19 protein-coding genes and 1 pseudogene are annotated in these 22,962 nt (G+C 39.1%); 11 read left to right on the top strand and 9 right to left on the bottom strand.

From position 1 onward, the window contains the following. Window positions 1–69 precede the first annotated feature (69 nt). The 8 genes from arfA to AC6CIB_RS21830 form a co-directional block, all read right to left on the bottom strand. The gene (arfA, locus tag AC6CIB_RS21795; RefSeq protein ID WP_498284260.1) at window positions 70–1,581 is read right to left on the bottom strand and encodes an arabinosylfuranosidase ArfA; all 1,512 of its coding nucleotides are present in this window, start codon (window positions 1,579–1,581) and stop codon (window positions 70–72) included. Between the two features lie 269 nt (window positions 1,582–1,850). Then, window positions 1,851–3,182, bottom strand: a complete 1,332-nt coding sequence (locus AC6CIB_RS21800) for an ABC transporter substrate-binding protein (protein ID WP_498284262.1) — start codon at window positions 3,180–3,182, stop codon at window positions 1,851–1,853. 286 nt (window positions 3,183–3,468) lie between these two features. Next, window positions 3,469–4,944 carry an L-arabinose isomerase gene (gene araA / locus AC6CIB_RS21805; protein ID WP_498284264.1) on the bottom strand — a complete coding sequence of 492 codons (1,476 nt, stop codon included), beginning with the start codon at window positions 4,942–4,944 and terminating at the stop codon, window positions 3,469–3,471. Next, on the bottom strand, window positions 4,931–6,631 hold the full coding sequence (locus AC6CIB_RS21810) for a ribulokinase (RefSeq protein WP_498284266.1): 1,701 nt from the start codon (window positions 6,629–6,631) through the stop codon (window positions 4,931–4,933). Before AC6CIB_RS21810 ends, araA begins: the two co-directional genes overlap by 14 nt. Before the next feature lie 21 nt (window positions 6,632–6,652). Continuing rightward, on the bottom strand, window positions 6,653–7,345 hold the full coding sequence (araD, locus tag AC6CIB_RS21815) for an L-ribulose-5-phosphate 4-epimerase (RefSeq protein WP_498284268.1): 693 nt from the start codon (window positions 7,343–7,345) through the stop codon (window positions 6,653–6,655). A 227-nt stretch (window positions 7,346–7,572) separates the two neighbouring features. Next, window positions 7,573–8,628, bottom strand: a complete 1,056-nt coding sequence (locus AC6CIB_RS21820; protein ID WP_498284270.1) for an arabinan endo-1,5-alpha-L-arabinosidase — start codon at window positions 8,626–8,628, stop codon at window positions 7,573–7,575. A gap of 51 nt (window positions 8,629–8,679) precedes the next feature. Beyond that, window positions 8,680–9,834 (bottom strand): family 43 glycosylhydrolase, encoded by a 1,155-nt coding sequence (locus tag AC6CIB_RS21825; protein ID WP_498284272.1) that lies wholly within the window; start codon window positions 9,832–9,834, stop codon window positions 8,680–8,682. A gap of 151 nt (window positions 9,835–9,985) precedes the next feature. Further along, window positions 9,986–11,122, bottom strand: coding sequence for a GntR family transcriptional regulator (locus AC6CIB_RS21830; RefSeq protein ID WP_498284274.1), 1,137 nt, complete (start codon window positions 11,120–11,122; stop codon window positions 9,986–9,988). A gap of 780 nt (window positions 11,123–11,902) precedes the next feature. On the opposite strand from AC6CIB_RS21830, the gene AC6CIB_RS21835 reads away from it, so the two are divergent. From AC6CIB_RS21835 to AC6CIB_RS21870, 8 genes are all read left to right on the top strand, one after another. Next, window positions 11,903–12,094: a hypothetical protein gene (locus AC6CIB_RS21835; protein ID WP_498284276.1), complete on the top strand. Its 192-nt coding sequence runs from the start codon at window positions 11,903–11,905 to the stop codon at window positions 12,092–12,094. Then, window positions 12,081–12,314 carry a hypothetical protein gene (locus AC6CIB_RS21840; protein WP_498284278.1) on the top strand — a complete coding sequence of 78 codons (234 nt, stop codon included), beginning with the start codon at window positions 12,081–12,083 and terminating at the stop codon, window positions 12,312–12,314. Before AC6CIB_RS21835 ends, AC6CIB_RS21840 begins: the two co-directional genes overlap by 14 nt. A gap of 18 nt (window positions 12,315–12,332) precedes the next feature. Further along, window positions 12,333–12,539 carry a hypothetical protein gene (locus AC6CIB_RS21845; protein ID WP_498284280.1) on the top strand — a complete coding sequence of 69 codons (207 nt, stop codon included), beginning with the start codon at window positions 12,333–12,335 and terminating at the stop codon, window positions 12,537–12,539. A 135-nt stretch (window positions 12,540–12,674) separates the two neighbouring features. Then, window positions 12,675–13,754 (top strand): alpha-amylase family glycosyl hydrolase, encoded by a 1,080-nt coding sequence (locus AC6CIB_RS21850; protein WP_498284316.1) that lies wholly within the window; start codon window positions 12,675–12,677, stop codon window positions 13,752–13,754. A gap of 84 nt (window positions 13,755–13,838) precedes the next feature. Next, complete coding sequence (locus AC6CIB_RS21855; protein ID WP_498284282.1) at window positions 13,839–13,997, top strand: hypothetical protein; 159 nt, start codon at window positions 13,839–13,841, stop codon at window positions 13,995–13,997. A gap of 1,330 nt (window positions 13,998–15,327) precedes the next feature. Beyond that, complete coding sequence (locus AC6CIB_RS21860; RefSeq protein ID WP_498284284.1) at window positions 15,328–16,824, top strand: spore germination protein; 1,497 nt, start codon at window positions 15,328–15,330, stop codon at window positions 16,822–16,824. A 29-nt stretch (window positions 16,825–16,853) separates the two neighbouring features. Further along, complete coding sequence (locus tag AC6CIB_RS21865) at window positions 16,854–17,921, top strand: Ger(x)C family spore germination protein (protein WP_498284286.1); 1,068 nt, start codon at window positions 16,854–16,856, stop codon at window positions 17,919–17,921. Beyond that, a complete protein-coding gene (locus tag AC6CIB_RS21870; protein WP_498284288.1) occupies window positions 17,921–19,018 on the top strand; it encodes a GerAB/ArcD/ProY family transporter in 1,098 nt (365 codons plus the stop codon). Before AC6CIB_RS21865 ends, AC6CIB_RS21870 begins: the two co-directional genes overlap by 1 nt. A 515-nt stretch (window positions 19,019–19,533) precedes the next feature. Here AC6CIB_RS21870 and AC6CIB_RS21875 read toward each other — a convergent pair. Beyond that, entirely contained in the window at window positions 19,534–19,764 is a 231-nt protein-coding gene (locus AC6CIB_RS21875; RefSeq protein ID WP_498284318.1) for a dihydrofolate reductase, read from the bottom strand. 251 nt (window positions 19,765–20,015) lie between these two features. Between AC6CIB_RS21875 and AC6CIB_RS21880 the strand changes: the two genes are divergently transcribed. The 3 genes and pseudogenes from AC6CIB_RS21880 (at window position 20,016) to AC6CIB_RS21890 (ending at window position 22,514) form a co-directional block, all read left to right on the top strand. Then, a complete protein-coding gene (locus tag AC6CIB_RS21880; protein WP_498284290.1) occupies window positions 20,016–20,975 on the top strand; it encodes a DUF3231 family protein in 960 nt (319 codons plus the stop codon). 532 nt (window positions 20,976–21,507) lie between these two features. After that, a pseudogene (locus AC6CIB_RS21885) lies at window positions 21,508–22,032 on the top strand (DUF3231 family protein); the annotation flags it as partial. A gap of 26 nt (window positions 22,033–22,058) precedes the next feature. Continuing rightward, window positions 22,059–22,514, top strand: a complete 456-nt coding sequence (locus tag AC6CIB_RS21890) for a hypothetical protein (RefSeq protein WP_498284292.1) — start codon at window positions 22,059–22,061, stop codon at window positions 22,512–22,514. Window positions 22,515–22,962 lie beyond the last annotated feature (448 nt).

The raw sequence follows: 22,962 nt of genomic DNA on the forward strand, positions 1-22,962 counted from the left end.
TTAGACATTGTGTTCATAGGAACCTCTCCTCCTAAGTAAATAGCTCATTTCTTCCAACTAATAGAAACGTTATGATTTCTTTAAGCGAATAACATTCCAGGACGTTTTAGACAACCGCGTAGTCAAGTATCCACCCTGAACCTCAGAAGCTCCATGGGAATGGGGTTTCACTGATTCCTCTGCTGATGTATTGACGGCTTTCAAATTCTCATGCTCTAATACCACATGCCCTTGTAGTTGATAGCCTTCAAAGCTGCGCAGGTCGACAGTTAAGTCGATCGACTCTTGTAAATGTTTATTGACAATAAAGATTGAAACTTCTTCTTCCTCTTCGTTAAAGACAGCGGCACTATCTACATAAGGAACATCAGTAAAATCTTTGCTATCATACTTTGGAGAAGATAAGATTGGCTTTAATGCGACTCCCCTGCCGTAAATAGATGTGTGCAGATAGGGATAATAGATGGTTTGCTTCCATGAACGTCCACTATTCTCGGTCATAATTGGAGCGATAACGTTAACGAGTTGAGCCATACAAGCCATTTTCACCCGATCGGCGTGCTGTAAAAAGGTAATTAGCATACTGCCTACAAGAAGGGCATCCTCAAAATTATACACATCTTCCAGCTGTGGAGGTGCTACCGACCACGGCTCTATTTGCTTGTCTGCTTCGTTGGAGTGATACCAGACATTCCACTCATCAAAACTTAGGTTAATGGTTTTTTTACTACGATGTTTCGCCTTAATGTAATCGCAGGTGGCGGTGACGGTTTTGATAAAATGATCCATGTCCAAGTTTTTCGCTAAGTAATTGGCAGGATCGTTGGTACGGTTGCCATAGTATTGGTGGAGAGATATGAAATCCACCTCTTCATAGGCGATATCTAAAGTTGTCGCCTCATACTCAGGGAATGTCGGCATGTCCGTGTTTGAACTGCCACAAGCCACTAGTTCAATGGTCGGGTCTACCAGTTTCATAGCTTTCCCTGCTTCTTTAGCAATTTTCCCATATTCTTGAGCTGTCTTTTGCCCCACCTGCCAAGGCCCATCCATTTCATTGCCCAGGCACCATGTTTTTATGTTATGCGGTTGATCATACCCATGAGATCTGCGAAGCTCACTCCAGTAAGTTCCTTTAGGGTGATTCGTATATTCAATAAGGTTTCTTGCCGCATCAATACCTCTTGTCCCAAGGTTTACAGCCATCATCACTTCTGCATTTACTTTTTTAGCCCAATCAGCAAATTCATTTGTTCCAACTTGGTTGGTTTCGATCGTCCGCCAAGCGAGCTCCAGCCGGCGTGGGCGCTCTTCTTTTGGACCGACCCCATCTTCCCAATTGTAAGCAGATACCATATTTCCGCCCGGATACCGAACGATTGGAACCTGAAGTTGCTTCACTAGATTGATTACATCTTTACGAAACCCTTGTTCATCGGCTTCGGGATGACCCGGTTCGTAAATCCCTCCATATACGGCTCTTCCTAAATGTTCAATGAATGATCCATAAATTCTTTCATCTACGGGTGCGATTTGATAACTTTTATCAAGTATCATCGTCGCTTTTAAAGGTTGAGACATAAATAATCACTCCTACTGTAATTTTTCACCTTCCTGTATGCGCTTCCAATATTAGCAATATTTACTTAGCTTTCTTGATATACGAACATCTTAACTATCAACCTATCAATTAACAAAAGATGTACGTATAAGCTGTTAGTTAAGAGTATAGCTAACTTTGGATCCGTTTTCAATAAGTTTTAGCTATTTTATAGAATAATCTGAATTATTTACCGGTCTTGACATAAGGAAAGCGGCAAGGGAGAATCACTCCATGCCGCTCCTTCTTTTTATTTCATGTCTCTTATTTTATCGGCTGCTTCATTCAATGCTTCCTCAGGTGATTGAGATTGCTGTCTCAATACATTTTCAGCGACATTTGTATTGTACTCTGTCGCTACATCTGGGGTATTTTCTGTTAATTGGATTTCGTTAATTTCATCTTTGATATCAAGCAGCATATCAAAGATGCCTTCCCCAAAGTAATCATAATATTTGTTGTCTTGTTTAACAGCATCGCTTTCCCATACACCCCAGCGAGGAGGATCAAAACCAAGGACTTGCCACAAGTTCACATTTCCTTCTTCTGAAAGCTTAGTGAAAGCCAGAAATTCTTTAGCAAGCTCTGCTTCTTCCGTTTGGTTCGTGACGACCGTACCTGTTCCTCCCATACCAGCCGTTCGGTCTCCGCCTTCTTCCCAAGCAGGGAGCGGACGAATCACCATCTTCTCTTTCAAGTCAGGCATATTATCGATAAAACGACCCATATACCAAAGTGGTGCTAAGACTGTAGCTGCATTTCCTTCATTCATATATCCATAAAATTCTTCCGTCTGATTCATACCACCTGGAGTTAATTCTGCAATATTATGTTTGTATAGGACATCGCTAAGGAACTGGAGCGTATCAACATTTGTTTCATTATCAAGCGTTACTTCTCCCTTTTCGTTGAAGAAATCGGACTCTTGCTGCGAAACCATCGGGAAGAAGTCCATTAAGTAATCGGTCGTACCAACATTCCACATGACAGCATCGGTGTTTTCTACCACTTTCTTACCTGCTTCAACGAAATCATCCCATGTTTTAATTGAATCGATATCCACACCTGCTCGATCCATAATTTCTTTATTATAATACATGACCGTGGCCCCGACGTGGGTAGGAGCTCCGTAATAATTTCCATCTTTTGCGTACATTTCGAACCGGGATGAGACAGAGTCTTCCAAGACTGGCTCCACATATTCGTTCAAGGGCTCAAGCTGCGGTTCTCCTTGCATGTAGTTGGCATATTTGCTCTGCTCAATATCAACGATGTCTGGTGCTCCCTTTCCGGATTGTAAGGCCAGCAATAAATTGTTATGCATTTGGTCATAAGGATAAGTTTCAGCTACTAATTTAATGGGGCGATCCGGATTTTCTTCATTCCATCGCTCAGCTGAATCACGAAATAAATCGACGTGCTGACCAACGAATGTCCAAAAGGTGAGTTCCGTTGCTCCTTCCACGTCTTCGCCAATGACTTCTGTTTCTTCCGCTTCTCCAGAAGCTTCATCTCCCCCTCCACATGCGATCAATACAAGTGACATAAGAGAAAACAATAAAACTAACAAGCCTTTCTTCATCTTATTTCCCCCTCCAGGTTAGTGAAATGCTGATACTGTTCCTATTGAATTTTCTTCTTGAAGACCAAAACACCGAAAATGATAGCGTATACAAAATTAAAAATCATTTGATAGATTGATTATGTAAAATAGTATCACTTCCTTTATTAGTGGTCAATAAGTTTTTTGAAAAATCCGAAAACTTATACGTATATATAGAAATTTTAACAAACTACCCTCAGACCACGATATCTCCCCGTCTTTAATTGAGGAAAAAAGGGATCCGCTGCCCACGAATCCTTACCGATTAACTCCATACTGCTTGATTCCACTTTAATTCATTGCGAAACTGCCGCATATTCAAATCTTCATCAATCACCAGACACTCGATACCTGCCATGTCGGCAAAATCGCATAATTGTTCCGTAGTTACCTGGAAGGAAAATACCGTGTGATGAGCACCTCCGGCATGAATCCACGCTTCTGTAGCCTGAGATAGCGATGGTTTAGGTTCCCACATGAGCTTTGCTACAGGCAGGTTCGGAGTGCTGAATTCTGGCTTATGAGCCTGCACTTCGTTAATTATCATTCGATAGCGGCCCCCCATTTCGACAAGGGATACATTGATGCCTTCTCCCCCTTGACCATCGAACACGAGTCTTGCAGGGTCTTCCCGGTCCCCCATTGTTAACGGATGAACTACTATGGTAGGTTTCGTTGCGGAGAGAGTCGGGCACACTTCCAGCATGTGGGAGCCTAAAATCATTTCCTTTCCTTTTTCTAAATGGTACGTATAATCTTCCATGAAGGAGGTACCTTTATTGTCGGCCATAATCTTCATCATCCTTAAGAGTGCAGCTGTTTTCCAATCTCCTTCTCCGGCAAAACCATAACCCTCCGCCATCAACCGTTGCACGGCTAACCCCGGCAGCTGCTTCATACCATGCAAGTCTTCAAAATTGGTCGTAAACGCGTTGTAATTTCTTGAAGATAGAAATGACTTCAAACCAAGCTCTATACGGGCCTGTTCTTTTATGGATTCTTGCACCTTTTCTCTATCTCCATCAAGCTCATACAATTCCGTATAAGTATGATATAAATCATCGACTTCCTGTTCGGTAATTGTTTTAATTTCCTCTACTAAATCACCAATGCCAAAATAATCAACCGTCCAGCCGAATTTCATTTGGGCTTCTACTTTATCTCCATCGGTTACAGCTACATGGCGCATGTTATCCCCAAAACGAGCAACACGAATGCTCTTGCCTTCGGTATGAGCGACTGATGTCCTCATCCAGCCGGAAATTTTTTGGACGACATCCTCATCCTGCCAATGGCCTACCACCACTTTGCGAGCGATATTCAGCCGGGAAACCATAAATCCAAACTCCCGATCTCCGTGAGCCGATTGGTTCAAGTTCATAAAATCCATATTGATCGAGTCCCAAGGCACTTCCCGATTATATTGAGTATGCAGATGAAGCATAGGCTTCTGTAGTGACTTCAAACCAGCAATCCACATTTTTGCAGGGGAGAAGGTGTGCATCCAGGTCACTAAACCCGCACACTGCTTATTCGTATTTGCTTCCCCCATCACTTTATAGATCTCTTCTGACGAGGTTAAGACGGACTTAAAGACAATTTTAAAAGGTAAGTGCTGGGATTCATTCAACTGATCTACGATTTCTTCGGAGTGAGCCTTTACTTCTTGTAGTGCTTCCTCCCCGTATAAGTGCTGACTCCCTGTCACAAACCAAAATTCATAAGACCTAGTTTTTAACATAAAAATTCCCCTTCCCGGTATTCACAGAATTTCTAAGCGCTTTCAATCGTTTCATGACTTGGTTTTCTCCTCTGCCAAAGTAGTCATGAAGAGTCGAATATTCCTTGTATAATTCTTCATAGATTTCAACGTGCTCGGGAATCGGCTCAATCGTTTCTTCTTTAATTCGTGCCATTTGCTCAGCGGCATCAACGACATGATCAAATCCACCTCGCTCTTTGCCGGCCGCGATCGCTCCAAACATTGCTGCGCCAAGAGCCGGTGTTTGCTTGGAATCCGCAACCTTGATCGTCCGGTTCGTTACATCTGCATAAATCTGTAGCAGCAATTTGTTCTTTTGCGGGAGGCCACCGCACGCATACAATTCTTCTACTGGTACACCATTGTGATGGAAGGCATCGACAATTTTTCTTGTGCCAAATGCGGTTGCTTCAATAAGCGCCCGGTAGATTTCTTCGGGTTTAGTTTGCAGCGTGGCACCGATGAGAAGCCCGCTTAATTCTGTATCAACAAGGACAGAACGGTTGCCATTCCACCAATCTAAAGCAAGTAGGCCCGTTTCCCCTGGCAAATAATTCGAAGCTTTTTGTTCTAAATATTGATGAACATTCAATCCTTGGTCATGAGCAGCGTCTTTCACAGAGGATGGAATTCCATTGTCGACATACCAGGCAAAGATATCTCCTACTGCCGACTGTCCTGCTTCATATCCGTACAACCCAGGGATAATCCCGTCTTCTACCACACCGCACATGCCCTCGACATGTTTTTCTTTATCCCCAAGCAGTAAATGGCAGATTGATGTCCCCATAGCCATGACCATTTTTCCGGGTGATGTCACTCCAACAGCGGGAACAGCTGCATGAGCATCAACATTTCCTACTGCTACAGGAGTGCCTTCCAGTAAACCAGTCCTTTTCGCCATTTCCTTCGTTACTCCGCCAGCCTTAGTGCCTAACGAGACGACTTCCCCTCTTAGCTTCGTGGCTGTTATATCTACTAAGCGAGGATCCAATGCCTGAAAAAAATCTTTGCTTGGATACCCCTCTTGTTTATGCCATATCGATTTATAACCAGCCGTACAGCTGTTTCTAAGCAGGGTGCCCGTCAGCTGGGAGATAACCCAGTCTGTCGCTTCTACGAATTGATCAGTAGCTTGATAGATTTCCGGTGCTTCATCAAGAATTTGCCAGATTTTTGCGATCATCCATTCCGAGGAGATTTTTCCTCCATACCGTTTCAAAAATTCTTCCCCGCTCTGTTCAGCGATGGCATTCAGCTTATTAGCCTCATCCTGGGCTGCATGGTGCTTCCATAATTTCACCCAGCCATGCGGATGGTTTTTCCAAGGATCACTATACGATAGCGGTACGCCTTTTGCATCGATCGGGAGCATCGTACAGGCGGTAAAATCAATCCCCAGACCTATGATATTCTCAGTATCCACACCAGAAGCTTTGATCACAGCAGGAATCGATTGCTCTAGAACTTCAATATAATCATTCGGGTGCTGCAGCGCCCATTCATGCCCAAGTTCAACATTTGTCCCGGGCAGCCGTTCATCAATCACACCGTGCCGATAAGGAGTCACATGGTCGGAGACCTCTTCCCCATTGGCCAGTGACACTAATACCGCTCTTCCTGACTCTGTCCCATAATCGACTCCAATAGCATATTTTGTTGACATTCAACGTTCCTCCTCATCCAATCATTGACCGTAATATGCATTTACACCATGTTTCCGCAAATAATGCTTATCCAATAACGCTTGATCCATTTCAGGGGTATCCGGATTGATTTGATAGGTATGCAAGGCCATTTTCGCTACCTCTTCTAAGACAACCGCATTGTGTAACGCGCCTTTCGGATCACGTCCCCAATTAAACGGGCCGTGACTATGGACAAGTACACCCGGAACCTGACCCGGCTGAAGCCCTCTCTTCTCAAATGTTTCAATGATGACGTTTCCTGTCTGCTCTTCATAATCCGTATTAATTTCCTGATTAGTTAGTTTACGCGTACAAGGAATCTCCCCATAAAAGTAATCTCCCTGAGTCGTTCCCAGACAAGGAATATCCCTTCCTGCCTGAGCCCAGCTCGTTGCCCATGGCGAATGGGTATGTACAACGCCGCCTAGATACGGATATTTCCGGTATAGAGCTACGTGTGTCGGTGTATCTGATGATGGTTTCAAGTTTCCTTCCACCACATTCCCCTGAAGATCGACCACAACTAAATCTTGCAGCGTTAGCTCCTCGTAAGGTATTCCACTCGGTTTAATCACCACTAGTTGCTTTTCTTGATTAAAACCGCTTACATTTCCCCATGTAAATGTGACAAGATGATGTTTGGGAAGATCTTTGTTTGCCTCAAGTACTTGCTGCTTTAAATCTTCAAGCATTACCAGTACACTCCTTTCAACTTATACGTATATTTATTGGTGTTTGACTTTATATTAAATCAATTCGTACGTACGTTCAAGAGGAGACTAGACAGAAAACCAATAAACTTATTTAACTCCATATCAAAATCCAGATATGACAACGCTCATGTGTTCTCCATAAGTTTTAAAAAGTTGTATAAAAAAAAGACAGGAGCCTCTCAAAAACTTCTGTCTTTTCCATTCACTTATTGCGTCCGGACCGGCCAGCCGTCTTCCCAGGACAAGCTTCTCACTTGCATACGAATGATTCCATCCGCATCGCCGTCATAGTAGTGGTGAAGCAAATAGTCACGGCCACGATCTTTGATATAATCCTGCCCGCCTGGACCGACTTGGTTCCCATCACTCGTTAAGATTACCGTTCCGCCTCCCTCTAAAAGAGGGACACCTTCTTTGTCTACATAAGGACCGGTAATGGATTCCGAGCGTCCGATAGCCATCTTGTACGTACTATCTAATCCCGCACAGCAGCGATCCCATGAAGTCACTAAATAATAATATTTCCCTTTTTTGAACACAGTTGGCCCTTCGACAGAATTATGTTCCGTCGTCTGCTCTCGGCTTGCGATTGAATAGACAGGCCCGACCGGTTCGGTCATATTCTTCAGTTCCTGCATATGAATCCCGCTGAAATAAGAGCCAAAGACCATCCACCATTTCCCTTTATCTTTTATTACCATCGGGTCAATAGCATTGTAATTAACCTCCCCTGGCTCAGATGTTAATACGGGACCAAGATCTTTCCATGAATTCACATCTCCCGGGGTTTTCGTTTTCGCAGCCCCAATAGCGGAGTTGTTCGTACCAAAAATAGATGCAGCATAATAAAGGTAAAAGGTGTCGCCTTTCTTCACAACATGCGGCGCCCACAGGTGAGCAACATTGTATTCTTTTGTCCACTCAGGTATGGGGATTTCACCAATCGCTTCCCATTCGCCTCCAATGTTTTCTTCTGATTTACGGATAAAAATACCACCAGGCTCATCAGTTGTTCTCAACGCTCCCGTGGATACCACGTAGTACGTATCTCCATCCTTAAATATCGATGGATCGTGAACAGGGTCATCAATTTCTCCTGGCACATAATCCCCAATATCCCCAGTCATCTCAATCTTCCCTTCAGGGGGAGACGCATCACTTTCCGCTACTCCAACCCCATTCCCCACGGCAAATACAAACAAAGCAGCCAGGCCAAAGGCAGCTATAATCCAGCCTTTCCTCCACCTTTTTTTCAGTGTCATGAAATCTCTCCTTTATTTGAATTATGTTCTTTTTTTAAAAAAACCTGTGGCTTATTTGACATGAACGGTTGCTCGTACTTTTCTGTTTTCCAAACGAAAACCTGGATATCCAAAGTACGGTGTTCCATCTTTTTTCCAGAACATTCTTTGAATGCGGGCATGACGATTGTAGTCGTACAACGGATTACCTGTAATATCCTTGTATGGCCGGGCATGATAAACAAGCAAATCGGTGCCATCTTTATCTGTTGTAAAGGAGTTGTGCCCTGGTCCGTACTCTTCAGTCTCATTACTGGATACAAAAACAGGTTTCGGATGCTTGGTCCATGAGGCAGGATCCAATAAATCACTGTTCTCGCCGGCCTCCAGCAGCCCCATCGCATATCGATCATCCGTTGCACTTCCAGAGTAACTGATAAACACGCGGCCATTTCGGCGGATCATTGCCGGGCCTTCATTGACATCAAACCCCTGTTTTTCCCATTCATACTCAGGGGCAGCTAGTAGCACTTGCGGCCCTTTTATGGTCCACGGGTTGGCCATTTCTGAGATGTACAAATTAGAGATAGTATCCTCTTGGACTTTTTGTGCCCATACGAGAAAGCGCTTTCTATTATGTTCGAAAGTAGTTGCATCTAAAGAAAAACTTTGGAAGTCCGTATTGATCTGTCCTTTTTCCACCCACTCGCCTTCTAATGGATTGGCATGATCATTTTCCAAAACATACGGGCGAATCGCCCACACATCCCCTTTTTCTCCACCTGCAAAGTAGATGTACCATTTGCCATCAATGAAGTGTATTTCAGGGGCCCAAATATGTTCCGACATAATGCCGCTCTCATGCTTTTCCCAAACAACCACTTCCTCGGCATCAGGCAATCCTTCAATCGAACTTGCTCTGCGCAAAACAATGCGGTCATAAAGCGGATGTGAAGCTGTGAAATAGTAGAAACCATCTTCATGGAGATAAATATAGGGGTCCGCTCTTTGTTCAATCAACGGATTCGGGTAACCTTTGTCCTGAATGGTCCCTTCTACTTTAAAGCTCCCAGGTATTTGAAAGTCCTGTTCTTTCACGGCGTTCCATTTGACCTCAACATCTGCCTCTACCTCTTCATCGATAACAATGTTCACTCTAGATGGCAAATCAGGCGGAACTCCTCGAGTAGTATGGACGTCAATGTTAGGAATTGTTTTTACTTTCATGTTTCTCCCTCCTTTTGACATCATTATACATACACTAACTCATCCATACAAGTTAAATTTTTTAGTCAATTTTGAATATACTCATACTTATAAGAACATCAAAAATAAAGAAGAGCACTATCCGTTAGAATAGCACTCTTCTTTCCATCCATTATGTTGCATCTTGTAAGCTTTTACTTGTCGTGCTGATATTTTTAGTCGATCGGCGCAGCACCAATTCCGGGGAATAAATCACGCTTTGCACTTCTTCCCCCACACCTTTGTTCATTTGTTTCCGGTTAATCATGCTTAAGATTAACTTTCCAGCCGTCTTTCCTAAATCTGATTTCGGGTGTTCAATAGACGTAAGCTTGACTTCCGACATTTCCGCCAAAAAGGAATTATCATATCCAATGATTGATATATCATCCGGGACCCGAAGCTGATGCTCGCGAATGACATGCAGCAACTTCATGGCCAGTTCATCGTTATAGCAGACAACCGCGGTCGGATAAGACCTCTGGTGGCTTAAGAAACCTCTAAATTCTTCGATCGGCTTCGTATGTTTTTCCGTGGTATTATAGGAAACAATATGCTTCGGATTGATCGGGACTCCATACTCCCGATGGGCTTTCAAGTAGCCCTTCATCCTAAGAGTTCCCTGCATATCATCGGTCTTGAAAAATCCAAGGATCTCCTTATGGCCATTTTCGATCAAATGCTCCGTCTGCAAGAACGCCCCTCGTTCATCGTCCACGACGACTCTTACGGGCTCCAACGCATCATAATACGCATTGATCATGATGTATGGGATATCAAGGCGCTCAAGGTTCAAGTAATAGTTGATATTCGGATTCGTAAAGGCACTCTGGGTAGGCTCAATAATCGCCCCATCAAACCCTTGAGTGATTATCTTTTCTAAATAAATTCTCTCTTTTTCATGATCATTGTTTGTATTGAACAATGTGACATGATAGCCTTGTTCACTCAAGTACGCTTCAGCCCCGCGGATGATTGATGGGAAGATATAGTCGGAGATATACGTCGTTACAATAGCGATGTTTTTCCTTGAGCCGGATTCCTTTCTCTGCTTCTCTGTACGATCGGCACAAAAAGTCCCTGCCCCTTGCTCGCGATAGAGCCAGCCTTCGCTGACAAGCTCCCCAACCGCCAGCCTGACCGTATGTCGACTTACATTAAACTGTTGCATCATTTCGCTTTCTGAGGGAATTTTTTGATGCGGCTCATACGTACCATCTAATATTTTCGATTTGATCGATTTTTTGACGATGCTATATTTGGTTTCCATTCCTTCACCTCGTTCCAACATATTCGTATAAGTTAGCATACCATACTTTAGGAGGTAATTTCACTTCACTGGAAAAATAGTTGTTGATCTATGTATTTATTTTTTGTACAGAGGACTTCTTGGTCTTTTTCAAAGCTACACTTCTTCATCTGTGGTTATTTTGTAGTGTATTGAAAGCACAAAAAATCTCCGCATTACTTAGTGAGAAAATCGCATACACATTTGTCGGTGGTATGTTGTCAGTTGCTCTCACCGACGTAGCTCAAAACATTATGATTAATCCTCGGCCTATTCCTCGTCGTTCCGTTTGCACTCTCTGAAGTCGGTGGACTCGGTCAATCATGGGGAGCTTACAAAGAAGGCATAGCCGGATTTACGAATCCCTTCTCGCCGCTCGATGGCTGGATCATCAGGACTGGAGAAATTATTACTTATGAAAACGATTACACTAATCGGAAGGAAGGGATATTATTTTGAAGAAATATCTTTTTACAATTGGAAGTTTGCTTTTTTTATTGGCTTTTTTCGCGCAACCGATTGCATCAATCGTAGCATGCCTACGAGAACACGTATGATTCTGTGGTGCTTCGTGGAAGTGCAGACTCCCTTGATTGGGATTCAAACAACAATCCACTTACTTAGAACGAAGAGGAAGACAAATGGGTAAGTCAGCCGATTGCGCTTGAGGGTGGAAAGACGATTGAGTTTAAATACGTATATGACGGAACATGGATGAAAGGCAGCAATTTAACATTTACACCGCCTCAGGATGGTGATTATATGTTCACTTTTGACCCAAGTGGTGAGCGTAACGTAAATGTTCAGCTTGCTGATACATCTTCTGGCAGCTTAACATTACAGCTTAAAGTGCCTGAAGGAACACCCGATTGGGTGACTCCTACCGTCGCCTCCAGTAAAAATAACTTCAATTATTCCGTCAGTCCGCTTGAGAAAGTAGGTGGGTACCTATGAGATTGAAGTAAAAGGTGAGGTTGGAGAGACATTGGAATATGTGTACAGTTTAGGCGGCAAATCTTACAAAGAAGAAATTGACACCAACCGTGAAGCCGTTTTTACTAAAGATAATAGAGTATATGAGTATGAAGTTACAGCCTGGGAGACTGTTCCCGTCGCTAACGAAGTCACTCATGATTTTAACCACGATCCTTATACACCTGATCAAACCGATTAAACGACCGTTGAGGTAAATGTGGAGCATTATGGCCCAATCGATGAAGGCGCTATTTATTATTATACGACGGATGGATCTACTCCAAGTGGTAAGCGCGGAGAAGTGGATAATGGACAAGTCTCTTCTTTAGAAATGATAGAAACAGAGACGAATAATGAAGGTTTACAAACCTCCATTTTTGAAGGAACGATTTCAAAGCAAAAGAACCAAACAAGAGTTAAATAAAAGATTGATGTTTGGAACTCCGAAAGTATTGGGTACCAATTTGCAGATAATAATGAATTAAATACTGAGGATGCTACTGAATTTGCTTACTATGTAGAAGATTATCAGTCGCCTGATTGAGCAAAAGAATCCATTATCTATCAAGTATTTGTCGACCATTTTCATGACGGGGAAGAAAGCAACAATACTTCTGTAGACCCTACTTTACCTGAAGACAAAAGATTAAAAGGATGGATGGGTGGAGACTTACAAGGTGTCATTGAGAAGCTTGATTATATTGAGAGTCTAGGTGTGAACACCATCTGGGTATCCCCTATTTTCGAGGGCCCTTATTCCCACGGCTATCACCCTACCGATATCTTAAACATAGATGACCGTTTTGGAAGTAATGAATTAATGAAAGAGTTAGTCGGTTTAGCTCACGAAAGAAATATGAAAGTAGTTTACGATCTTGTGCCAAACCACTTTTCTAATCAACATGACTTCTTCCAAGATGCTGTTGAAAATGGAGAAAACAGTGAGTACTTTGATTGGTTTACGTTTACGAACTGGCCAAATGAATATGAGACGTTCTATGGTATTCAGGAATTGCCGGAATTGAATAATGACAATCAGGAAACGAGAGACTACATGCTGGATACCGTTGTACCATTCTGGAGGGATGAAATTGGTGTCGACGGCTTCCGTTTAGATTATGCTAAAGGTCCAAGCCACAGCTTCTGGGTTTATTTCCGTCATGCGGTTAAACAAAATGACCCTGATGCCTTTATTTTTGGAGAAGTATGGGATGATCTCGATACCATTACTTCCTATACAGCTAAACTAGACGGCGCCATTGACTTTGCAACACAGTCCGCCATTACAGATGCGATGATCCACGGAGACAGCATGACTGAATTCGGTTCTTCATTAGAAACCATTTTTGATACGTATGATGAAGAGTTTGTCCCAGCCACATTCTTAGATAGTCTTGATGTGCCCCGCTTTATTTATGAAGCCGATGGAGATGTAGAAACTATGAAGAACGCAGCGGCTATCCAATTCACATTACCGGGAGCACCGATTGTTTATTACGGGGATGAAGTGGGTCTATCTCAAAGCGGAGACCATAACCTCGTGAATGAATGGAAAGACCGTTACTATCGTGAAATGATGCCATGGGATGAAGAAGAGCAAGACTTGGATTTGAAAGCCCATTACCAAGAGTTAATTTAGATAAGAGAAAATCAGAAAGCATTAACACAAGGCGAGTTTGATTTCATTCATTCTGATGAGGATGTGCTCGTTTACGAAAGAACCATGCCGCAAAATATAATGGTTGTAGTCGTTAACCAGGGGGATGAAGACGTCACTATTGATTTGATTGACAGCTATAATCAAAAAACACCAAACAATGTGAGGTTTCTTCCTTTACTAGAAGACGGATCCGAGCTAAGAACCAAGAAAGGTAAATTTTAATCGAAGCTTCTGCTCAGTCTGTAGAAATGTACGAAGTGAAAGGTAAACTTAAAGCCAATTAATTTAGGTAGAGCCCTCATAGCAGATCTTGTGATGAGGGCTTCTTTTTTATGGCTCTGGTAATTTTCAATGTTGATATTATTCTATAAATAAGAAGCTTCCTTCATGTTACGAGAATAGGGTGGTAAAAGAAGTGAGTGACCCCCGTCACGTTACCACGCTAAACTCCCCTATCAAATAGTATATTATCAAAAAGAGCCTACTTCCTTATAAAGGAAGTAGGCTCTTTTTTGGTAGCTTTATTACGTAAGGGGGAGGTGTAAGGAAAACCTTACATCATGCCGCCCATTCATTAAGTTTTAAAATAGAAGAAAATAGATTCATAGAATCATTGATTTATTGGGGGTTTCTTCTTTCATTTAAAATAGATTAAAACAGAATAAATAAATTCTATGAGCAAAACTATGAGCATTTTTATGATCATTGTGTGGGGCAATTTGCCATACCACTTCCACAATTAAAAAGCTTTTAGACCGTATTTTTTACGTTCTTTTATGTGTCCATATAAATATGAAGAAACACGAAATAAAACGACCCTTGTTATATCAAGGTTTAGCGCTTTTTACTACCTAAAATGACAATGAAGTAATATACCGTTCTATATGTTTCGTGGTCAAAATATGGTCAAAAAAATTAATGGGTTTACTATCATGCGAACGACCACGAAGTTGTGTTAATAGGGACGGTTTGTAATTAATTGTCCATACATTTGTAACAACACGATTTTCTCAGGGATTACCGCACTTAAATAAAAAACGCCTCTCTCAGATGATGAGAAGGGCAATTTTTTATATTGACAAACCGAAGAATCTCGCGATAGTTGCTAATGAAGCGCCCGTACCTATAGAACCTTTTAAAAAGCCTAGAATCTTTTGTTTCAAAAGCCTCTTTTAATTGCTCAGCATTAAATTCAGCTTGTTCTCTCTGTTGGTCATCAGATATTTTTTTTATTTCCTCAAATAATTCTTTAAATGCTTTTTCATAAATCTATGATTTGTTTTTTTCTGTTTTCCATATCCAAATATTAACTAACTAATAGGTAAGTGTCAATGTAAAAGTCCTCATGCGAGATTGATTTTACAAAATGACCATTCGCCAAACGAGTGTATTTTATTGAATATGTGACGTTTTTTACTCTTTTTAATCCCTTTTTCTTGTGTCCAAATCAGCATGAGTATTCATCGAACACAAATACATAAAAACACCAGAAATTGCCTAAACTAGACAAGAATAATACTTGATTGTTTTCATATGGGGAGGTGATGGTTCCTTGCGGAATTTCATAAAACAAAAAAACAATTCAATACATGATTTGTTTAAAGAGGTTTCTAAATCTGATGATTTTTACCAATTTTCCACTAAAAACGTCAATGGGACACCTATATATTTTTCCTATTATAAGAGCCTTATTGATGAAAAAAAAATACATCATCATCTCCTTCCATATATTCAATCTGCAGAGGAAGTATTTACAGAACTTACGGATGTAATGAATGCCATACCTATAGAAGATCGAGAAATCACTTCCGATGCTAAAGTATTCATAAACAAACTGACAAAAGGCTACATTTTTATTCATTTAACGAAAACTCCTGAGAATGGTATTTTGGTTAATCTTTCGAATGGAACGAAGGGTTATAGAGATTTTAATGATGCTGAAAATGAATATAGTGTAATCGGACCAAATGTGGGCTTTGTCGAAGATCTTGATACAAACCTCAGCCTATTGAGAAGGCAAATTACATCCGACGATCTTGTTTTTAAAGAATTTACTAAAGGATCTCTTTCAAATACTCGGGTTATGATTGGATATATTGATGGAATTGCAAATCCACAGCACATTCAAACAATGAAACAACGTATTGAGGATTTAGATATGGATGTTATATTCGATAGTTCAGTTCTAGATCAGATTATTTCTGATAACTCAAATACACCTTTTCCGCTATTTATGTCTACAGAACGTTTGGATCGTACAAAGTTTATGCTTTTAAGTGGACAAGTAATCGTTATTAGTGACGGTTCACCTTATGTTATCGCAGGACCTACCAGTATATTTAACTTTTTTATATCACCAGAGGATTATTACTCACCGTGGCCAGTAGGGTCTTTCTTTCGATTAATACGAATTATAGGTGTCCTTTTTTCAATTTTTGCAACACCATTATATGTCGCAGTATTAACACACCATTATGCAATCATTCCGGAAGATCTGTTAACTCCGTTAATCATGTCAAGGGCAAATGTCCCGTTTCCTCCTTTACTGGAAGCTTTATTTTTAGAAATTACAATAGAACTCTTGAGAGAAGCAGGAGCCAGACTTCCGACAAAAGTAGGCCAAACTCTGGGAATTGTTGGAGGTATTGTAATTGGGCAAGCTGCTGTTCAAGCTGCACTTACAAGTAACATTTTATTAATCATCGTAGCTCTTTCAGCACTTGCTTCTTTTACTACTCCTACTTTCAAGATGTCTAATACGATTCGGATATTAAGATTCCCACTTATTCTCTTAGCTGCAATATGGGGAGGTTTTGGGGTAACCCTGGGTCTTACTTTTATCCTGTGCCATCTAATAAGGTTAAAATCTCTTGGCACACCCTATTTGGCACCTCTATACCCATTCAGGTACAGAGATCTAAACGATATTTTTATTCGGTCTTCTTTAAGTGTCACGACTAAACGGTATACCCTCTTTAGACCTCTAAAGTTGCATAGGTACAATGTCAAAAAGCATAAAGATATCGAGGATGACTATAATAACGAATAACTTATTTCTTTTTCAAGAGGTTGTGGGCCATGAAGAAATTTTTAAAAATCCTATGTGTCCTGTTGTTAATAGTAGGATGCTCTAGGAATAAAATAGTCGAGGATTTAAAAATAATTGAATCATTAGGCTATGATCTTGAAGATGATAAAATAAAAGGGAGCGCCTCTTTCCATGTTCATTATGAAAAACCAGCAGAGGCACCAGTAAAGCTTCTTACAGCAAAATCCGAAACTGTAAATGGAGTATTTACGACGTTTACGCAACAAGTACCACACCCTGTTGCAATTGGAAAAACAAGAACAATATTAATGGGAGAACCTTTTGCAAAAGAAGGCATTAAAGATTTAATGGGTACTCTTGTCAGAGACCCAATGATGGAAAACATTGCAACAGTGGTAATATCAAAGCAGGATGCTGCTGAAGTTCTTAATCTTGCTATGAGATATCCACCCTATTATCTCTCTGATGTAATTGAACAAAATATAAAATACGGGAATACGCCGCGAACGAACATTCATACAGCATTAAATCAATATTTTGGTACTGGACAAGATGTTTACTTGCCGGTCTTAACCATTTATGAATCTGAAAAGATAATGGTTGATGGTTTAGGAATTTTTAAAGGTGACAAATTGATGATGCTCCTTCAGGATAGGGAAGCGTTCCTCTTTAAGATCATTAAAGACAAAAATATTAGTGGTACTTATGAATTCATCAGCGAACAGAAAGAGAAAATCTTTCTAAAAATTATGTATGGAAAACGAAAAGTCTCCATTAAAAATACTCATCAAAAGCCACAGGTGAAAATTAAACTTGATTTGTTTGCTCTTATTAAAGATTACCCAAGGTCTCTTGATCTTTCTAAAAAGAAAGATGTAGATAAATTATCTAAAAAGATCGAAAAAGAATTAAGCACAAAAATCGAAAAATTATTGGAAGAGTTTAAAGAGAAACAAGTAGATCCTGTGGGATTTGGAGATTTAGTTAGAAGTGAAAAACGGGATTGGACGCAAGATAGCTTTAGTGATCAATACCCAAATTTAGAATTTGAAATTGAAACGAAGATAAACTTTCTCCAGACGGGAGTGAATGGATAGTGGAGCAAAATAATAAAGAAAACTATTTAGTTTCTACTTTTTTTGTTTTCTTTTTGATTCACTCATCTCAAACGGGAATTGGTCTTCTGAGCTTTCAGAATACGATTATTGAAAATGCTGGACATGATTCATGGATCTCAGTTATTATCACTGGTCTAAGCCTTCATATTATATTATGGATGATACTAAAAATGGTTAGTAACCCTACCAAAGACTTGTTAAAAATTCATCAAATTTCGTTTGGTGAAAAAATCGGGAATTTTTTATCGGTTATTGTTATGGGATACTTTTTACTTTTGGCTCTTACCGTTTTTCGTACTTATATAGAAACTATACAGGTATGGGTATTCCCAATGATCAAAACTTGGGAGCTTAGTCTAGGGTTAGCATGTCTAGTCATTTATATCATTACCGGAGGATTCCGAACATTGACGGGAATAAGCTTCCTAGGAGTGGTTCTACCTTCTATTCTTCTGTTAACGTTATATTTTCCTTTACAATATGCTAATTTTAGAAACCTAATGCCGGTTTTTAACCATTCAATTCTGGAAATAGCTCAATCCTCTAAAGCATCTTCCCTTATATTTATTGGGTTTGAGTCCTTGTTGATTTACTTCCCATTTATTAAGCACCCTTCTAAATCTGCAAAATGGGCACATGGAGCATTAGCATTTACAACTTTCATATATCTATTAGTTACATTAATAACCTTCGTTTATTTTAGCCAAGGTCAACTTAAGCATACATTATGGCCGACATTAGCCATGATTAAGATTGTTGAATTTACTTTTATCATGCGAATTGAATTTATTTTTATCTTTACTTGGCTTTTGGTTATACTTCCAACCGTCTGTATTCCAATCTGGTGTTGTACGAGGATCTTAAAGAAAATAACGAAAATTAAACCAAGGAAATCATTATATACGATTATGCTATTCATATTACTTTGTAGCATCTTTATTGATGACCGTCTGAAAGTAGATGCACTAGGGAAATTCACCTCAGAGGTAGGTTTCTATTTTATATATAGCTATATTCCACTTTTATTTATCATTTATTCCCTACGTAAAAGCAAATTTAAAAGCTCTGAGTATTAAGTTCAATGAAAACCTAGAAAATAGCTACTTTGAAGAATCTGGTGTTTAAGTAATTCAAAAGTTTTTTCTATGTTTACTTTTCGACTGTCTGGTAAAAAAACTGAACACTGCCGGAACTATGGGTTGTACAGTGGGTTCAAACTTGGCTATTTCATGAATATTATATTAAAAGCTGTCTCTAAAAGATTGTTGCTATTGAATAAATGGCATACCCATTGATAGTGATATGCTCCCCTAAAGGTAGACAGATCAAATATAAAATCTGTTTACCTGGGGAGTTTTTTATATGGCCAAACAATACTATTCTGTAGAATTCAAGCTTAAGGTTAGTTTCATATCTTCGCTTGTTATTCGAGATCACAATAGTGTCCTAACCAGCCTCAAACATGTTTCAACAAGTAGGGGGTGAACAGTTTATCGGAAGGGATCAAATGTCCCATGCCCCCGTACGTAATACGAAGCCCCCGATTGCCGAATAATTAAATTGCTCTCTCATAAACGTAGAATTCATATTTTTATGGGTTCTTCTCGTCTGTTATTCCTCTTTTTACAGACACTTCATTCCATTCACTTAAGTTAACTTCTGGAAAAAACGTATCACCTTCAAACTCTTCGTGGATTTTTGTTATATACATCTTTTCTACCATAGGTAAGAATAACTTATATATTTCTTCTCCACCAAAAATAAAAATATCTTCTTCACCTTTATATAATTCAAAAACCTCTTTTACTGAATTAGTCATTATATTGAATTGATTGTATTTCTTTTCGACTTTTTGAAGGAAGTTCGTTTTAGATATTCACTTCAATATTTTTGAATCATTATATTACCAACATCAGTTTGGTCGGATATATAAAATGTTGTTCCTTTTCGAAAGGTTCAATCCTATACACGGAAACTCTATGTGTGTTTAGGAAGAATTACTGATACATGAATAATCAAGAATTTTATTGACAAACTAATAAAAGAAATCGAATCTTTAGGGGGTATAAAAAAATGAATGTAAATGAATTAGGATTCCTTTGGTACTTACAATCAAGTTCAAACATGATCAATTTATTATTAAAATATCTTAGTGAAACTTCTGAGGATACTGATTTAAGGAATATTTTAAATGAAATATATGAAATCTCTACATATCAAGAACAAGAGGCTACTCAATTATTGTCTGAGGAAGGTTATAAAGATACACCGTTCTTCATGGAAGATGATATATATAGTTCAACAACAAAGCTATTTTCAGACCAATTAATTATAGAAATCTTAAAGCATATAACGAGTAATGGATTGCGAACGCTTGCTGGTCAATATGTTGAATTAACAGATTATAAAGTAAAAAATTTTTATAAAAAACTACTCAATGATGTAATTCAATTAGATTTTTCTTTATTAAAATTGCTTAATGATAAAGATTTATTACAAAATAATTCCTTCTCTTATAAAAAAGCAGATGAAAGGGATGGGAAACTATTCAAAGTTGCATCAACTCAGCAACGGCCACTTAATGCGGTAGAATTGGCAAATATGTTCAGTTCCCTTCAATGTAACAATGTTGGAGTTGCTCTTTGTATCGGTTTTTCTGAAGTCGTAGAGGATATGGACACAAAGAAATTTATACTAGAAGGGAAAAAGTTAGCATTTTATCAATCAGCCTCTTTATCCGATATCTATAGAGAAAATGGAATTCCAACTACAACTGGACTAGAGGCTCACGTTAATAAAGTAAAGGAATCACCTTTTTCAGATAAATTAATGGCAAACTTAATATTGTTCCTAAATCCAGTAAGTATAAGCAATCTACAAAATGCAGTGGTATCCAGTTATAAAAAGGATCATATAGATTCTTTAAAGGAACTAATCAAAATGGTTGAAGACTACTCAGAGAAAGGGCTGAAGTTATTAATAAGGAAAAATTGGTTTAATGAACCACCTGTGTCTAATTGGTCACATAAATAGAAACGGTGGCAGGTGCTAATCAAGAAATGGTAACTTCTCGGCACATACTTTAGGGATGGTAACAATCAGAAAAATGGTATTAAATATATGTATAAGAAATACAACAAATGATTAAAGGCAGCTACTTTTAGTGAACAAGAGAATTCTAAGATGGTAAGAAACATCTTGATATCTCAGAAAAAAATTATTTTTTCCGCGAAAGGATATTACTTGTTAAAACTTCTTTTCTGCGGCCTAAACAGAAATTCTCTTTACTGTGGATTTTCAATAAGATATGAACAAAGTACTGAGTTTGAGATTGTTTTTCTTGAACATAATTTTTTATGCTTAATTCCTTACTTTAGTATGATGATCGTAAGAAATTTACCATAGCAAAAAAACAAAAGAGATTAAATTTACCTTTTCGAACACCAGAGGCATTCCGCCTATTCTATACAGGGCTTTGTTATCAATAATCTTTTTTAATACACTTTCCATCCGGCCAGTTACACGAATTCCATAAGCGACACCCACCGCGTCATGCTCCCCAAGTGAGCAGACGTCCAGCCAAGATTTCACAGATGGATTTTTCGGAAAAAGTAGAAAATTATCAGCGACAGATATCATTTGTATTTCTTTCAACCTTAAAAAAAGCATTATGGCTAAAACCCTTTCTATCGCATTCAGTCAAGTCGCTCAAATAAAAGAAGAAAGAAAGTTCTTAACTTACTCCCAGAACACGACTGATGGTCAAATAAAAATTTTTTCAAGAATAATGCAAACAGATAACTTACCAGTTCCGAAATCTGGGGAAACAGAAGTTACAACTTCAACGGACTCTCCTTTTTCCGATAAGTTAATGATGTATCATATCGGTTTTTTGTTTCAAGCTGCACAAAACTATCATGGGGCAGGACTAGCATCAGCCATGCGTACAGACCTTGTGACCGCTTATGAGGGTACTATTCTCAAAAATCTTATGGTAACAAAGAAATGGTTTAATATTATGGCACAAAATAAATGGTTAGAACAACCCCCACTTGCTCCTAACAGAAAAGAAATTGCAAATGAAGTCTAGTAAGCACAATTGCTGGGGGTTATTGAGTGAATAAGAGCATATTTGAAAAATTAATATGGAGCATTGCACTTCCTGGATTTGGACAGTATTTAAACGGAAAGTATTTTAAAGGCACAGTTTTATTAATACTTGAATTTCTGATTAATATACAATCCAATTTCAATCAGATTATACTTATGAGTTTTCACGGAGAAATTGCCAATGCAATAAAATATACGAACTATCAGTGGTTGATGTTTTATCCTTGTTTGTACTTTTTTTCTATGTGGGATGCAGTTAAAGACGCAGGAGGAGACAAAGCCCCTTATTCTTTCCTTTCGTATGTGTTCACTGCGTTTTTTGTAACTGTTGGATTAATTTTCTCCTCAGACTTAACGATATTTGGAGTGTTATTGGGTCCTGTATGGCTCCCAATGTTGTTTGTTTTTCCTGGATTACTATTCGGATTTATTGTTGGAAAAATCTTAAATAAAATATCTTAAAAACCATCACTTTTAATATTTTAGAGGATGGTTTTTTATGTTGAATGTGCATGAAAGTTTATTTAACTAAACTGCTTATGTTAGTGGAACAAGAAAAGCCTTACTCCTTATTGAAGTAAAGCACCCGTTAGCTGAAGAAGAACCTGTCTTTCCCTATCTAGTGAAAATACTCTTTCGAATATAACAGTAGGAGTACCTCCACTTCGAGTAAACCCAAACTGTTTATAATCATTTCTGAAGACACTTTAATAAACGAACGTAATATAAGTTAATGTGGTAAATAAAAATGGTTTCCTAGTCTGGAAACCATTTTTGTTGTTGACCATATGGTGTTACCATCGGTTTATCTCTTTTACGTAAAGAAGATAAACAATTACTATTCACTGTCTCAGTAGATGTAAAGGATTCTTAAAGATAGAGGTGAGATTGATTGTTTTTCTTCTAGAAA

Source organism: Rossellomorea sp. GQ25, assembly GCF_059758515.1.

Excerpts from the sequence above, each read along its gene's own strand:
- AC6CIB_RS21820 (WP_498284270.1), bottom strand. The coding sequence starts at position 8,628 with ATGACACTGAAAAAAAGGTGGAGGAAAGGCTGGATTATAGCTGCCTTT.
- AC6CIB_RS21830 (WP_498284274.1), bottom strand. The coding sequence starts at position 11,122 with ATGGAAACCAAATATAGCATCGTCAAAAAATCGATCAAATCGAAAATA.
- AC6CIB_RS21800 (WP_498284262.1), bottom strand. The coding sequence starts at position 3,182 with ATGAAGAAAGGCTTGTTAGTTTTATTGTTTTCTCTTATGTCACTTGTA.
- AC6CIB_RS21855 (WP_498284282.1), top strand. The coding sequence starts at position 13,839 with ATGCCGCAAAATATAATGGTTGTAGTCGTTAACCAGGGGGATGAAGAC.
- araD (WP_498284268.1), bottom strand. The coding sequence starts at position 7,345 with ATGCTTGAAGATTTAAAGCAGCAAGTACTTGAGGCAAACAAAGATCTT.
- AC6CIB_RS21835 (WP_498284276.1), top strand. The coding sequence starts at position 11,903 with ATGTTCACTTTTGACCCAAGTGGTGAGCGTAACGTAAATGTTCAGCTT.
- araA (WP_498284264.1), bottom strand. The coding sequence starts at position 4,944 with ATGTTAAAAACTAGGTCTTATGAATTTTGGTTTGTGACAGGGAGTCAG.
- arfA (WP_498284260.1), bottom strand. The coding sequence starts at position 1,581 with ATGTCTCAACCTTTAAAAGCGACGATGATACTTGATAAAAGTTATCAA.
- AC6CIB_RS21880 (WP_498284290.1), top strand. The coding sequence starts at position 20,016 with ATGAATGTAAATGAATTAGGATTCCTTTGGTACTTACAATCAAGTTCA.
- AC6CIB_RS21810 (WP_498284266.1), bottom strand. The coding sequence starts at position 6,631 with ATGTCAACAAAATATGCTATTGGAGTCGATTATGGGACAGAGTCAGGA.
- AC6CIB_RS21825 (WP_498284272.1), bottom strand. The coding sequence starts at position 9,834 with ATGAAAGTAAAAACAATTCCTAACATTGACGTCCATACTACTCGAGGA.
- AC6CIB_RS21865 (WP_498284286.1), top strand. The coding sequence starts at position 16,854 with ATGAAGAAATTTTTAAAAATCCTATGTGTCCTGTTGTTAATAGTAGGA.